Source organism: Aquirufa nivalisilvae (assembly GCF_004307455.1).
GTDB classification, from domain to species: domain Bacteria; phylum Bacteroidota; class Bacteroidia; order Cytophagales; family Spirosomataceae; genus Aquirufa; species Aquirufa nivalisilvae.
In genome coordinates, this window is sequence record NZ_SEWX01000001.1 from 347,281 (window position 1) to 362,857 (window position 15,577).

Consider the following 15,577-nt stretch of genomic DNA (forward strand, 5'->3'; position numbering starts at 1 on the left):
ATGAAAAAATATAGCCCCATTTTAGGATTGGAATTACTCCTACTCTTTTTCATGCTAGCCTTTCAGTCGCAGCCACCGTCCGACTTTAAAAAAACAAAAATAACGGGAGATTTTATTTCGGAGGGAGTAGCCGCTGGCGACTTAAATAAAGATGGGAAAATAGACATTATTGCGGGATATTATTGGTTTGAAGCTCCTTATTGGGTAAAACATGAAATGGCTCCATCCAGAACTTTTGATCCTAGAAAAGAGTATTCTGAATCCTTTCTAAACCTGTGTTTGGATGTCAATTTAGATGGTTGGAATGATGTCGTGATTATTGATTTCCCAGGTAAAGCTGGATTTTGGTTTGAAAATCCCAAAAATAAAAGCGAGCAGTGGACCAAACATATCATTGCCCAAGGAATGGGTATCAGCAATGAATCTCCAGGTTTTATTGATGTGGATCAAGATGGCCGATTGGATATTTTATGTGGAGACAAAGACAAAAAACAAATTGTTTGGCTTCAAGCACCCACTCAAAAAGGGGAAACTGAATGGAAAAGGCATGCATTAAGTCAAGAAAAAGTACCGGGAACAGAAAGTTTCTCGCATGGGATAGGCATAGGAGATATCAACATGGATGGAATTCCTGATGTAGTCATTCGCGAAGGCTGGTTTGAGGGTAAAAAAGATGTAAAATCAGGAGATTGGACTTTTCATTCGACCAATCTAGGAGAAGCCTGCTCGCATATACAAGTGATGGACATTAATGGAGATGGTAGAAACGACGTAGTCAGCGCATCGGCACATGCTTTGGGAGTTTGGTGGCATGAGCAAGTGAACCAACATGGAGAAATTAGCTTTAAAACTCACTTGATGAGTACACGGACGGCTCAAACCCATGCATCTATCATGGCCGATTTAAATGGAGATGGCAAAAAAGAATACATTACGGGTAAACGCTTTTTAGCCCACCACGGTAGGGATACAGGAGATAGTGACCCAGCTATGTTATTCTATTTTGATTTCAATGAAAAAGATAATAGTTCATTTTGGAAAGAGCATTTGATTGATCAGGATTCTGGAGCAGGATTAAATATTACCGTGATGGATGTCAATAAAGACAAGAAAGCAGACATCATTATTTCCAATAAAAATGGCGTGTTTTTGTTCGAAAATCAACTCAAAAAAAGACGATAAATTTGGAAGAAATTTAAGGCATACTTTTCTCCATTTTCACATATTCGATGCCATTTTTCAGGAATACTTCACCTACTTTTTTCATACCAAATTTCTCATAAAATTTGGCCTTGGGAACACGTGCGTGGCACCAAATTAGTTGGATATCAGGTTGGCTATATTGTTCAAAAACATGCTTCAATAAAATAGTACCGTAGCCTTTGCCTTGTTCCGATTCTAGTGTGGCAAATTTCCGGAATTGCATGGATTGATTCTCCTGAAAAAGCGAAATAACGGATTTCAATTGACCATCATCGATTAGCCCTAAATGAATCGCCACATCATCGCCAGGAACTTTGACAAAATCCAAGTTTTTATCTGGCCACATGACCTGTTGACGAATCAATAATACCTGTTGGATAGGAATTTCTTGAATTTGCATGAAACTTAATTTAAGGAAAAAGCTAGGTAGTGGTCGCCCGACTTGGTTTTCAACTTGCCTCCTCCACAGGCAATGACCACAAATTCTTTCCCATCTACTGCATACACGGAGGGCGATGCATAACCTGCCGCAGGTAATTTATAACGCCATAATTCTTCCCCTGTTGCCCGATCAAAAGCCCTAAAATATTCATCTTTGGTAGCCGCAATAAATACCAATCCTCCGGCAGTTACGGCAGGACCACCATAATTATCCGTCCCTGTTCTTGGGATTCCTTGGGCCATCAGCTCTGGATATTCCCCCAAAGGCACTTGCCACAATCTTTTCCCTGAATGCATATTGATAGCGGTCAAAGTTCCCCAAGGTGGGCGACTTACTGGATACCCATTTGAATCAAACCAACGGTTATAGCCCGTCATCAAATAATCGGAAATAGACAAATTACTGGAGCCTTTTACGGCCACATTTTCTCCTTGGAGAAAAGACCAAATCGCCTCTTTTTGTTCCTGACTGATATGCTGCAAGGAGGGCATTCTTCCTCTTCCTTGATTCAATAATTCCACAAAGCTTTTCAGCTTATATTTCTTTTGAACCTGCAACAAAGAAGGTACTGAGCCATCTTCACTCCCTTGTCTATTGGGTCCATGACAGCTCATGCAATGTTGCTCATACACCACACTGGCCGTGGTCATTTTTAAACTTTTGGAATTGGGAATCAAAGACGTGTAAACTGGATTTTCTTTGGCAGGAATGTACATCACTTGATGTTCGTCTACGGCTGCTCCACCCCATTGTGCACCCCCATCGGTTCCTGGAAAAAAGATGGTTCTTTCCTTACCTACTGGTATATACGCATGCCCAGCTTTTGAAATGGCAAATTCCTTTTTAATCTCCTCGGAATTAGACACCCCAGGATTAATATCTTTTTCGAAAAAACTTTGTCGCGTAAATGGCTCCGGCCATGAGGGGATAGGCTGGGTTTTAGAAGCCAATTCACCAGGAACATCGGAAGCAGGAAAAGGAGTTTCCACGATAGGGAAAATAGGCTTACCTGTGACCCGATCAAAGACAAACATAAAACCTTGCTTGCTTAGGACAGAAACAACATCTTTCTTTTCTCCGTGAATGTTGACGCTAAACAAATTGGGAGGCGCAGGAATATCCCGATCCCAAATGTCGTGGTGCACCGTCTGAAAATGCCAAAGCCTTTTTCCAGTGGTAGCGTCCAAAGCAATTAGGCAATTGGCAAAAAGATTGTCGCCCTTTCTATTACCCCCATAAAAATCAAAGGCCGCGGATCCTGTAGGTGCATAAACTATGCCACGTTTTTCATCCAAAGCCATCCCCATCCAGCTATTCGCGCCACCTAGGTTTTTATAATTGTATTTCTCCCAAGTATCATATCCCAATTGTCCTGGTCTGGGAATGGTTTGAAAAGTCCACAATAATTTCCCAGAAATGGCATCATAGCCTCTAATATCGCCCAGCAGAGCTGTAGCGGATTCTGAAACTCGAGTACCTACGATTAGGATATTCTTAAAAATGGTCACAGGTGTATTTAAGGAGACATATTCATCTGAGCCTTCCCGTTGAATGCCGGGCAATAAATTGACTTTACCATCTTGACCAAAGCTTGGAATGACTTTGCCCGTTTTGGCATCTAAGGCAAATAAATAGGAACCATAACCAAAAAAGATGCGTGATTTTTTACCGCTGGACCAATAGCTTAGTCCTCGACTGGTGGTACTGTTGGTTTTAATCTTGATGTTGGTCTTCCAAAGTTCCACCCCTGATTTAGCATCCAGCGCAAAAGCCTGTGTATTGGCAGAAACACCATATAGAATCCCGTTGATGATGATGGGATTGCATTGCATTTGGGTCCCGTTGGTGAGGGTATCAGCCCCGCCCGCATCGTAATCCCAGGCTAGGGATAATTGACTAACATTGGAAATGTTGATTTGTTTTAAGGGAGAAAAATGATTGCGATGATTACCCCCATGATAAGCTGGCCAATCCACGCGCATCCGATTTTGCCAAGAGGCAAATCCCAGCAATAATCCTAGGACGGATATCCCCACCAAGAGCTGAATCTTTTTCATTGGATTGGATTTTGTCAAATGTAAGGGTTTCGGTGGGAAAATAGGCAAGTTTTGAATTTGAATTGACAAGCCTTATTTGATGATGCAGGAAAATATGATTAAGATTGGGAATTATTTATAACTGAAAATAGTTAACAAGCTAAACCTAAATTTCTACTTTAGTTGTCTAATTATCAATCGTTTCCATGTCGAATTACAATTTTATATGAGAAATGAAATCGATCGAATTAATATTTGTAGGACTAATACTTAAATTTATTTTTCAAAAAATTTGATAATTCAAAATAATATTCTCAATTTTGTAGGGCTATTACAAGAGAATAAATTTGAAAAAGACGATAAAGGATATTGCAAGCATCCAAACTGGACTCTTCGCCAAGCCTGCAGGCATTGGCGATTTGGTATATTTACAATCTAAACATTTTGATGAATACGGGCAATTGAACACCGTTCTTCATCCTGATTTGGCTGCTGAAGGCGTTTCTGAAAAGCACTTGCTAAAAGATGGTGATGTGCTATTTGCAGCAAAAGGTACAAAAAATTTTGCTGCTGTATTTGAACTCCACAACGAGCCATCTGTTGCTTCAACTTCCTTCTTTGTTTTAAGAACATTCGATGAAAGAGTATTGCCTCAGTATTTGGCATGGTTTCTAAATAACCATACTACACAAAACCATTTAAAGGGGCAAGCCATTGGTACTGGTATTCCTTCTATTTCAAAACAAGTTTTAGAAAATGTAGAATTACCTATACCAAGTTTGGATATCCAAAAGTCCATTTTGAATATCACAAAACTCCGCACTAAAGAAAAATCTTTGAAGCAGAAAATTGAAACGCTTCGTGAGAAACAAATACAACAAATAATTATAAGTTCTATAAATCAATAAAAATGATAAAAATACCTTGCCCAAGTTGTGGATGCCAATATTGTGAAGCAACAACAAATTCTGGAGAAAACGTAAGAATCGAAATCTGCAGATGTTATGATGGAAGTGGAGAATATGATGTTTCTATTATAAAAAATGATGGTAGCCAGATATCTCATGAAAAACATCAGTGTTCCGAGAAAGAAATTGAAAATTGTTTGACTTCTCGGTTCAAAATAAATTTAGATTCAATGAATCATCAATGTTTTAATTAAAATAAACCTCATGGCTAAAATTACTCAGAAAGATATCAATGATGCTGTTTGGAAAGCTTGTGACACCTTTAGAGGCAGTATAGATCCAAGCGTTTACAAAGATTATGTATTAACCATGTTGTTCATCAAATATCTCAGTGATGTACACGATGATAAAATGGAAGACTATTTAGCTAAATATAGTGGTGATGTGGAACGTGCCAAACGTGCCATGCAACACGAACGCTTTATTGTACCAGAGCATAGTCATTTTACGTTTTTGTTTGATTCTCGAAATGAAACCAACATTGGTGAATTGATCAATATTGCATTAGCGGATTTAGAAGAGGCCAATCGTGAGAAATTGTATAGCGAAGATGGGGCAGGTATTTTCCAAAATATTGACTTTAACAACAGTAAGCTAGGTGAGCCTAAAGACAAAAATACTCGCCTAAAAAATCTGCTACTCGATTTCAATAAGGATGCTTTGAACTTGCGTCCATCGCATTTAGAAGGGAATGATATTATAGGCGGGGCATATGAATACTTAATCTCCAACTTTGCTAGCGATGCTGGTAAAAAAGCAGGTGAGTTTTATACGCCAAGTGAAGTTTCCACTCTCCTAGCAAAGCTGACACATTCAAAACCTGGTTCACGTATTTGTGACCCAACTTGCGGTTCTGGTTCATTACTCATTAAAGCTGGACAAGAAGTAGGCTCCGATAATTTCTCCTTGTACGGACAAGAAGCCAACGGCAGCACGTGGGCATTGGCTGTGATGAACATGTTTTTGCATGGTTTTGACAATGCCACCATCCGTTGGGGCGATACGATCCGCAACCCAAAACTGAAAGAAGGGGATACGTTAATGAAGTTTGATACCGTTGTAGCCAATCCTCCATTCTCCTTAGATAAATGGGGAAAGGTGGAAGACAAAGAAGGTGACAAAACTACACTAAGTTACGACCCAGAATCTGATGAATACAACCGTTTTTGGAGAGGTGTGCCACCCAAAAGTAAAGGTGACTGGGCATTTATCTGCCACATGATAGAAACATTAAATGAGCATGGAAAAGCTGGGGTTGTTGTGCCACATGGTGTACTTTTTCGTGGTAGTAGTGAAGGAAAAATAAGACAGAAAACGATTGAAGAAAATTTATTGGAAGCCGTAATTGGCTTACCTGCTAATCTGTTTTTTGGGACAGGAATCCCTGCTGCCATCTTAATTTTTAACAAGCAGAAGAGTAGTAATAATGTGTTATTTATTGATGCTAGCAAACAATATGATCCAGCCAAAAACCAAAATAAACTAGACGAGAAGCGCCATATTAAACCCATTGTAGATACCTATCGAGAATTTTCGGAAGGCAAGCATACCCCAGGAGTAATTGAAGAAAAATTTAGCTACGTTGCCACTTTTGATGAAATACAGGAAAACGAATTTAACCTAAATATCCCCCGCTATGTGGACACCTTTGAAGAAGAGGCCGAAGTGGATATTGCTACGGTGCAAAGGGAGATTGAGCAATTGGAAGGGGAATTGGTGAAAGTACAGAATGAGATTGAAGTTTATCTGAAACAATTAATAAACTAAGCATGGCAAAAGAAGTCTCCAATCAACATATAACGATGTTTGAGCAAATCAAACAAGTAGATAATAATGGCAATGAATGGTGGTCTGCAAGGCAATTTTGTAAAATATTGGAGTATTCGGAATTCCGTCATTTTAAACCTGTTATTGAAAAAGCCAAAGAGGCTTGTATTAATAGTGAACAACAAGTTGAATACCATTTCGAGGACTTCCTCGAAATGGTTGACATTGGTTCGAGTGCCAAACGTCCCATGGAAGATGGCGTAAAACTTTCCCGATATGCTTGTTACCTTATTGTGCAAAATGCAGACCCAAGCAAAGAGATAGTTGCTCAAGGACAAACTTATTTTGCCGTACAAACCCGTTTGCAAGAAATCAGGCAAATGGAAGAATACAATCGCTTAGCCTCTGAAGGGGAAAAACGCTTGTTTTTGAGAGAAGAAATGAAACGCCATAACATCCAATTAGCCGATGCCGCTAAAGGTGCTGGAGTAATTGAGCCATTGGATTATGCTATTTTTCAAAATCACGGATATATGGGCTTATATGGCGGTTTAGATGCTAAAGGTATCCATAAAAACAAAGGCCTAAAAAAGAGCCAAAACATACTTGACCACATGGGAAGTACCGAATTGGCAGCCAACCTATTCCGTGCTACACAAACCGAAGAAAAACTTAGGAGGGACAACATAAAAGGCAAGCAACAAGCCAACAAAACCCACTACGAGATAGGCAAAAAAGTACGCAAAACCATCGAAGAAATTGGCGGCACCATGCCCGAAAATCTGCCCGTAGCTGATAGTATTAAAAAGTTGGGGAAAACTATAGAACCCATGCCATTAAAAACCATTAAAAAGAAAAAATGATGGCAGAAACAATAAATACCAAAGCGTTTTACAATACCGAAATTCCAGAAGGTTGGGAAATTAGAAAATTGGGAGATGTTGGAAAGATTAGAATGTGTAAGCGAGTGTTTAATCACGAAACTAGAGAAGAAGGTGATATACCATTTTTCAAGATTGGCACATTTGGGAAAGAACCAGACGCATTTATTTCAAATGAGTTATACGAAAACTATCGCAAACGATTCTCATTTCCCAAGGTAGGTGATATTTTAATTTCAGCAGCAGGCACACTTGGAAGAACAGTAGTTTATAATGGAAGTCCAGCGTATTTTCAAGATTCGAATATAGTTTGGATAGATAATGAAGAGTCAATAGTTACTAATTCGTATTTATTTTATATATACCAGTCTATCAAATATGAGTCAGAGGGCGGAACAATTCAGAGATTGTATAACAATATTATTAGTGATGCAAAATTTCTTAGACCCCTACTCCCCGAGCAAAAAGCCATAGCCCAAGTGCTAAGCACTGCGGATGCTGCCATTCACACCACCGAGAAACTCATAGCCCAAAAAGAACTTCGCAAAAAATGGCTCATGCAGCAATTGCTTACAGGGAAGAAAAGGTTGAAGGGGTTTGGGGAAAGGTGGAAAGAGCATTCTTATGAGAATATTCTAAATGTGGTAAAACGAAATTTTGATTGGGATGAAAATGAATTATATAAATTAATTAGCGTGAGGCGCAGGTCGGGCGGTATATTCTATCGTGAAGCATTATATGGACATCAAATATTAGTCAAGACTTTGCGTACCGCAAAGGAGGGAGATTTTTTATTTTCCAAAATGCAAATTTTACATGGGGCGTCAGCTTTAGTTACAAAGGAGTTCGATGGAGCAAAGATTTCAGGCTCATACATAGCTGTAGTTCCGCAAGATAAAAAGCAATTAAATATGGAGTTTTTCCAATGGTATTCACAAACACCATACTTCTATCATCAAACTTATATCTCAAGTTACGGTGTGCATATTGAGAAAATGACATTTGACTTTAATACGTTTCTTCAACTCGAAATGAAACTTCCATCCATCGAAGAACAAACCGCCATTGCTCAAGTGCTGCAAGCGGCAGATAAAGAAATTAGTTTGCTCAAAGCCAAGGCAGAGAAGTTGAGGGAGCAGAAAAAGGGGTTGATGCAGATGTTATTGACGGGTAAAAAAAGATTAATTGATTGATATGATATTTGACATCGACGTACACGCACATTTAATAAGACAACCTCGTTCTAATAGATTAAGTTTTCCTGATTATTTATTGGATGTATATAATCACAAGCCAAGGTCATTTTATAAAAATGACATGGTTAAAGAAGTTGCTTGTTTTAAAACAAATGAATTAAGGATTGCATATGCGACAGCAAGAACACTATGTAGCTATCATTTAGATAAGAAGGAATTGTATTTTGATATAATCGCATCTTTGTTAGGTCATTTTAATTTAATTACGAGAAACAACCACCAATATTTAAACCTTAAATCAGATCGTTTAAAAAGACTTCGTGACTTTTCAAAAACCTCTCGTATTGGAGAATTGGCGCAGGGAATAAATTATTTATTTGTTCAAGAAAGATTAAACTATCCTTTCATTATAGATTTTCATTTATTTCAAGAAAAATCAAAAAAGCCTGCTTCTCACAAGAAAACTCCGGATTTTGTAACCCTAAATATTGATTTTTCTCAAATTGGATTGTTGGAATCTAAAGGAGAAGCACAAAAGGGATTCAAGATTACAGGGAAAAATGGCAAATTGAAAGAAGCTTTAGTCCAACTTGAAAGTGCTAATTGGCCTTCAGTTAATCACTTAATCCCATGTTGTGTGAGATTTGAAGAAGATATTAGTTCCTTAAAATCAGGTATTCACTATTCAAAAATTCGTAAGAAACAAATTAAGAATTCTGAATTACAGTTAAGAATGTTTAAACAGCATTTTGCTTCATGGTTTTACTTAGTTGGAGATTTTACTAGAGCTTCAATATTAATAGATGGAGGAAATATTGAAAATTTGGAAAATGATGAAAGATATGAAATAGGAACAGACGATAAAGCTGAAAAAATTTACTGGCTTAAGAGGCCTATTTCCATAAATTTTGATATAGAAGGAGAAAAAAGTTCTATTCATCTATACACACATTTTATCCATCAAAATGATTTTAATATTGGGATATATGAAAGTGTAATAACACAAATAGTTAGAGGTAATTTAGACAACAAAACATTCCCTTTTTCAATTAACAGTGAAGGAAATTATAAACGATTTGCTGATGGAACATTAATTAGATTAAGTTCTAATATTTATGACTAAAAATATTGAAATAGCGCTTAAATCCTTTAACGAAGCTTTAAAAGAAGCAGAAGTTTACACAAAGAAACACCTATTGCTTGGTAATGGGTTCAGTATAGCCTGTGTATCTTCTATTTTCTCTTATAAATCATTGTATAAGAATGCAAATTTTGATGATATACCAGAAGTAAAAGATATTTTCAAACGACTTGGCACAGAAGATTTTGAAATTGCAATAAAAGGATTAGAAAATGGAGCAAAAGTATTACCTGTATATTATAAAGACGACAGCAAAACAGCACAAAAAATTGTAGAACATACTAAAAAATTAAAAGAAAAATTAATTGAAACTATTGCAGAAAACCATCCAAAATACCCAAGTGAAATTGAAGAAAGCAAATTTTTAGCTTGTGAAATTTTTTTGAAGCATTTTCTGCAATCAAAAGGCTATATTTTTTACCTGAATTATGACCTTCTATTATATTGGACATTAATGCATTTTTTAGATAAAAAGGATGATGAAAAAACTAAAATAGAGCTTCGGGATGGATTCGGAAAGGAAACTTGGCTTGAAGGAGCAGAGATAGAAGTAAATAATTATTTAAGTTGGTTAGGTAAAAGTAATGATCAAAACATTCATTATTTACACGGGGCTTTGCACTTATATAAAACAGATACTGAATTGGTAAAGTTTAGTTGGCTGGATCAAGGAATTTCACTTATTAAACAAGCAAAAATGGCATTACAAGAAAGCCGATTCCCTTTGTTTGTTTCCGAAGGAGATTCTGATAAAAAACTAAATAAGATAAATGAAACTCCTTACTTACATTATTCATACGACAGTTTCAAAGGTGTTTTATGCAGCCGCTCAAACCGTAAAGCTGGTAATACATGTATGTTCACTTTTGGATTTTCATTCAGCGATAATGACAAACATATTTTCAGTCATTTTGCAACTGGAAAAATCAAACATCTTTTTGTTGGGATTTTTGGGGATCATAAATCAAAAGAAAATCAGATGATTATTTCGAAAGTTAATCAATTAAAAGAATCAAGAAGTAAAAACGAACCATTAAAAATCACCTACTATAGTGCTGAATCTGCAGAGGTTTGGGGGTAAATAATTTATAAAATCAAGATTATGCCATGTAAATCACCTAAAACATGTATAGGAAATATTATTTGAGTAGAGTGTTTACAAATTAAATTTGAGAGGAAATTTCTCTAATAAATAAGGTCATGTAAAGAAAATAAACAAAATCTATGCATGAGTCATGTAACATGTATAGAAAACCTCCCTTTTCTATATATAAACCAGATGAAAGGAATATATAATGGAAACACCCAGTTTTAAAGAAGACCATATCAGCCAGATTCCTGCCATACAAATGTTGGTGAATTTGGGGTACACGTATTTAAGTCAGGCAGAAGCAGATAAGCAAAGAGGTGGTAAAACCAGTAATGTGCTGCTGGAAGATGTTTTACGAAAGGCGTTAAAAGAAATCAATGCTCAAAAGACCATAAGTTCCACTAAGTCAACTTACATAAGTGATACAAATATTGAGAATGGGATACAGATTTTAAAGAACTTACCAATGAACGAAGGCTACATAGCAGCCAGTGAAAAGGCTTACAACCTACTCACCTTAGGTCTGTCATTGGAGCAAAGTGTCGATGGAGATAAAAAGAGTTTTACTTTACAATACATAGACTGGAAAAACATACATAATAATGTGTTTCATGTAACAGAAGAATTCAGTGTAATGCGAAGCACGAGCAAAGAGCATTACCGTCCTGATTTAGTATTATTTGTCAATGGTATTCCCCTTTGCATCATCGAATGCAAACGACCAGACATGAAAGACCCTTTGAAACAAGCCATCAGTCAGCATTTACGAAATCAACAGGAGGATGGCATTAGAAATTTGTATGTTTACTCGCAATTAACGTTGAGTATTGCCACCCAAGAAGCTGCTTATGCCACCAATGCCACACCTGAAAAGTTTTGGGCTAAATGGCAGGAAAAATTTACAAGCGACCAAGAAGAGAAAATTTATAAGAATAATTTGCAAGAATTCAAAAACAAAGCACTTGCAGGTTCAGTAAAAGAGCAACTGTTTACAGACCGTTTCAAATATGTTCGTCAATACTTTGATGCGCAGGAAAAAGATGAAATTCTACCAACTGAACAAGATCAATATTTGTTTAGTCTATGTAGTCCTAAAAGATTGATGGACATTATTTTCAATTTTATCTTGTTCGATAATGGAGAAAAGAAAGTAGCGCGATATCAGCAGTTTTTTGCCATAAAGAAAACCATGCAACGAATCAAGAATGTGGTACATGGTAAAAGAAAAGGGGGGGTTATCTGGCATACACAAGGCAGTGGAAAATCATTAACGATGGTAATGCTAGCTCAGGCCATTGCCATGGAGCCAAGTATTCGCAATCCTAAAATAGTATTGGTAACGGACCGTACTGATTTAGACAATCAGATTACAGGAACATTCAGAAAGTGTGGAAGATTTGTAGATAATGCAACAACTGGTCAACGATTGGTTGAATTACTTGAAAACAAAAGTGATGCAGTAGTTACTACCATTATCAACAAATTCGTAGCAGCAGTAAACAAAATAAAAAAGCCCTTAGAAAGTCCCGAAATTTTTGTTTTAGTAGATGAGGGGCACCGGACTCAGCATGGCACATTCAATATTGACATGCAAAAGACATTGCCAAATGCCTGCTTCATAGCCTTAACGGGAACTCCATTATTCAAAAAGGATAAAAGTACAGCAGAGAAATTTGGTGGAATGATTGATGCTTATACTGTTGACCAAGCGGTAAAAGATAAAGCAGTAGTCCCCTTACTTTATGAAGGACGGTTAGCCTTACAAAATGTAAATGCTAGTCCGATAGATACTTTCTTTGGAATGGTATCTGAACCGTTGAATGACTACCAAAAAGCTGACATCAAAAAGAAATTTGCACGATTCGACCCCTTAAATGCTGCCGAACAAAAAATGAGAATGATTGCATGGAACATCAGTCATCATTTCCGAGAAAATTGGCAGGATAAAACACCATTTAAAGGGCAACTCGTTTGCGATAAAAAGATTAATGCCATCAAATACAAAGAGTTTCTGGATGAAATTGGTATTGTTAGTAGCGAAGTTTTGATTTCATCCATTGACGAACGTGAAGGAGAAGAAAGTGCTTTTGAAAAGTCCACTGAAAAAGAAAATCAATTTTGGAAAAAAATGATGGATGAACATGGCAATGCTAAAAGCTATGAAAAGAACATTATCAGTCGTTTTAAAAATCAGAAAGACCCTGAAATCATTATTGTAGTCGATAAACTTCTCACAGGATTTGACGAACCTAAAAATACCGTTCTTTATCTTACCAGAAATTTACAAGGGCACAAACTTTTACAAGCAATCGCTAGGGTAAATCGCATTTATCCTGATAAAGAATTTGGCTACATCATTGATTATTATGGTGTCATTGAAAATTTGGACGATGCCTTGCAGCTATACTCATCCTTTGATGAATTTGATGATGAAGATTTGGCTGGAACTCTTACCAATATTTCAGAGGAAATCAAAAAGCTCCCTCTGAAACATTCCGACTTATGGGATATTTTCAAAACCATTGCCAATAAAAGAGATGCAGAAGCCTATCAGCAATTATTGAAAGATGAAGCTAGACGAGTTCTATTTTATGAAAAACTCGCGGTATTTGCCAAAAGTTTGAAACTGGCATTGTCATCAATTCAGTTCCATAACGACGTTGAAGAAAAAACCATTAATCGCTACAAAGAGGATTTGACTATGTTTTTAAAATTACGGTTGGCGGTAGTGGAGAGATACAGTGATGTCATTGATTATAAGCAATACGAAGGGCAAATTCAAAAACTAATAGATACGCACATCACTACGGAGAAAATTGAAACTATTACAGAATTGGTAAACATCTTTGATAAAGATAAATTTCAATTAGAAGTAGAAAACACAACAGGTAAAGCGGCAAAAGCTGATAAAATTGTGAGTAGAACAGCGAAGCACATCACAGAGAAAATGGAGGAAGACCCCACTTTCTACAAGAAATTTTCACAAATGCTTAAAGAAACCATTGCTGAATATGAAGCTAAACGAATTAACGAAGCACAATATCTCAGCAAAGTTCAGGATATTATGAATAATGTCTTAGCACATACAGACAGTGACATTCCAGAACAACTGAAAGATAAACATATTGCAAAAGCATTTTATGGCATTACAGTGGAGGCGTTATCTGAAAAAATCCACGACATTGAAGTTCGTAAAGAAGTCTCAACGCTAACAGCTTTACAAATTGACCTTCTAATTCAAAGTTTTGTTTTGGAAAATGGCAAAGCCATTATTGATTGGCAATACAAAACAAATATTACTGGCAAACTACTCATTGAAATTGGTGACTTTTTGATTGATGAAGTACGAGACAAATATAATGTGGAGTTGTCATTCAAAGACATGGATAAAATTGCAGAAGATTGTATTGAAGTAGCTAAAATTCGTTACAAGTAATGACCTCATCAATACAGTTTGGTAGCAAAACTATAAATTTTCGTTTAGAGTACTCCAACAGAAAATCACTTGGTATAACGGTAACTCCTGAAATGGAAGTATTGGTAAAAGCGCCTATTGATATATCCATGGAAATAGTAAAAGAAAAAATAAGAAAAAAAGCTCCATGGATATTCAAACAACAAAGCTTCTTTCTTTCTTTCCAACCAAAGACTCCACATAGGAAATACCTTAGTGGTGAAACGCATTTGTATCTAGGCAAACAATATCGTTTACAAATACAAATTGGTGAGTTAGAATCTGTAAAACTAAAGGGCAAATTCCTTGAGGTTACGGTAAGCGAAAAGTCAAGAGCCAAAGACTTATTAAATGAATGGTATTTACAACATGCTCGAAAAACGTTTCATAAAATTGCTTTGCCCTTAATTGACAATTTCAAAAAACACAAAGTTGAACCGAGTGCAATTGTGTTGCGAAACATGCCAACCCGTTGGGGAAGTTGCACCCCAAATGGTAAAATCATTTTAAATCCTGAATTAATCAAAGCCCCCAAAGCTTGTATTGAATATGTCATCATTCATGAACTTTGTCATTTAATATATCATGATCATACACAGAAATTTTTTGATTTACAGACCAAGGAAATGAAAGACTGGGAAAAGTGGAAAATGAAATTAGAGAAATTATTGGCTTGATAAGCCTGCATACAAAAGCTGGTAAATAACCCCCCCCCAACAATATTTCCCCCAATTCCTTTGAAATTTCACTACTTTATTGGAATATTGACCCTTCAACCAACCTTAAAAAAATCATGAAACGTTCTCGTTTATTCTTGTCACTCTTATTTGTATTAGGCCTATGCCAAATGGCTGTGGCTCAATCGTCTGTTGATGCTATGGTCAAAGATTGGGAAAGATCTAAAGCTTATACCAAAGAGTATCTAGACGCTATGCCTGAATCAGGTTATGCCCTAAAACCAACTCCTGAAATGCGTTCTTTCGCTGAACAAATGCTGCACCTAACCGATGCCAATTACAGCTTTGCATCGGCTGCATCTGGGGAAAAAAGTCCTATTGCCATGGGTGCTTCGGAAAAATCGACCGACAAATCAAAAGCTAATGTGACCAAATTGGTTATGGATGGATATGATTTTGTCATCAATTCAGTTAAAAAAATGACTGCCGCTCAACTAGCTGAATCGGTGAAAATGTTCGGAAGATTCGACATGACCAAAGAAGCAGCCATCGCGAAATGCCTAGAGCATCAAGCGCACCACAGAGGCCAAACTACGGTGTACATCCGTTTGGCTGGCGCAAAACCTCCACAAGAGAAATTGTTTTAGTCAAATCCCATGAATCGATTAAGAAAGGCAACCCAATGGGTTGCCTTTTTATGTTTATACCGAATATCCCTGGGT

At 36.8% G+C, this 15,577-nt stretch carries 12 protein-coding genes; 10 read left to right on the plus strand and 2 right to left on the minus strand.

What is annotated here, in order from left to right:
• Positions 1 to 51: 51 nt before the first annotated feature.
• Complete coding sequence (locus tag EWU22_RS01565; protein ID WP_231962658.1) at positions 52 to 1,182, plus strand: FG-GAP repeat domain-containing protein; 1,131 nt, start codon at positions 52 to 54, stop codon at positions 1,180 to 1,182.
• A gap of 13 nt (positions 1,183 to 1,195) precedes the next feature.
• Here EWU22_RS01565 and EWU22_RS01570 read toward each other — a convergent pair whose 3' ends face one another.
• On the minus strand, positions 1,196 to 1,603 hold the full coding sequence (locus tag EWU22_RS01570) for a GNAT family N-acetyltransferase (RefSeq protein WP_130924134.1): 408 nt from the start codon (positions 1,601 to 1,603) through the stop codon (positions 1,196 to 1,198).
• A gap of 5 nt (positions 1,604 to 1,608) precedes the next feature.
• Positions 1,609 to 3,702, minus strand: a complete 2,094-nt coding sequence (locus EWU22_RS01575) for an outer membrane protein assembly factor BamB family protein (protein ID WP_130924135.1) — start codon at positions 3,700 to 3,702, stop codon at positions 1,609 to 1,611.
• A 326-nt stretch (positions 3,703 to 4,028) separates the two neighbouring features.
• Between EWU22_RS01575 and EWU22_RS01580 the strand changes: the two genes are divergently transcribed.
• From EWU22_RS01580 to EWU22_RS01620, 9 genes are all read left to right on the plus strand, one after another.
• Positions 4,029 to 4,589: a restriction endonuclease subunit S gene (locus EWU22_RS01580; RefSeq protein WP_161566768.1), complete on the plus strand. Its 561-nt coding sequence runs from the start codon at positions 4,029 to 4,031 to the stop codon at positions 4,587 to 4,589.
• Between the two features lie 264 nt (positions 4,590 to 4,853).
• Positions 4,854 to 6,416, plus strand: a complete 1,563-nt coding sequence (locus EWU22_RS01585; protein WP_130924137.1) for a type I restriction-modification system subunit M — start codon at positions 4,854 to 4,856, stop codon at positions 6,414 to 6,416.
• A gap of 2 nt (positions 6,417 to 6,418) precedes the next feature.
• Positions 6,419 to 7,279, plus strand: coding sequence for a DNA damage-inducible protein D (gene dinD / locus EWU22_RS01590; RefSeq protein ID WP_130924138.1), 861 nt, complete (start codon positions 6,419 to 6,421; stop codon positions 7,277 to 7,279).
• Complete coding sequence (locus tag EWU22_RS01595; protein ID WP_130924139.1) at positions 7,276 to 8,490, plus strand: restriction endonuclease subunit S; 1,215 nt, start codon at positions 7,276 to 7,278, stop codon at positions 8,488 to 8,490. The genes dinD and EWU22_RS01595 overlap by 4 nt, the downstream gene beginning before the upstream one ends.
• A 1-nt stretch (position 8,491) precedes the next feature.
• Positions 8,492 to 9,616 (plus strand): hypothetical protein, encoded by a 1,125-nt coding sequence (locus EWU22_RS01600; protein WP_130924140.1) that lies wholly within the window; start codon positions 8,492 to 8,494, stop codon positions 9,614 to 9,616.
• Positions 9,609 to 10,715, plus strand: coding sequence for a DUF4917 family protein (locus EWU22_RS01605; RefSeq protein ID WP_130924141.1), 1,107 nt, complete (start codon positions 9,609 to 9,611; stop codon positions 10,713 to 10,715). Before EWU22_RS01600 ends, EWU22_RS01605 begins: the two co-directional genes overlap by 8 nt.
• Before the next feature lie 214 nt (positions 10,716 to 10,929).
• A complete protein-coding gene (locus tag EWU22_RS01610) occupies positions 10,930 to 14,160 on the plus strand; it encodes a type I restriction endonuclease subunit R (protein ID WP_130924142.1) in 3,231 nt (1,076 codons plus the stop codon).
• The gene (locus EWU22_RS01615; RefSeq protein WP_130924143.1) at positions 14,160 to 14,855 is read left to right on the plus strand and encodes a M48 family metallopeptidase; all 696 of its coding nucleotides are present in this window, start codon (positions 14,160 to 14,162) and stop codon (positions 14,853 to 14,855) included. Before EWU22_RS01610 ends, EWU22_RS01615 begins: the two co-directional genes overlap by 1 nt.
• A 116-nt stretch (positions 14,856 to 14,971) precedes the next feature.
• Positions 14,972 to 15,502 (plus strand): DinB family protein, encoded by a 531-nt coding sequence (locus EWU22_RS01620; RefSeq protein ID WP_130924144.1) that lies wholly within the window; start codon positions 14,972 to 14,974, stop codon positions 15,500 to 15,502.
• Positions 15,503 to 15,577 lie beyond the last annotated feature (75 nt).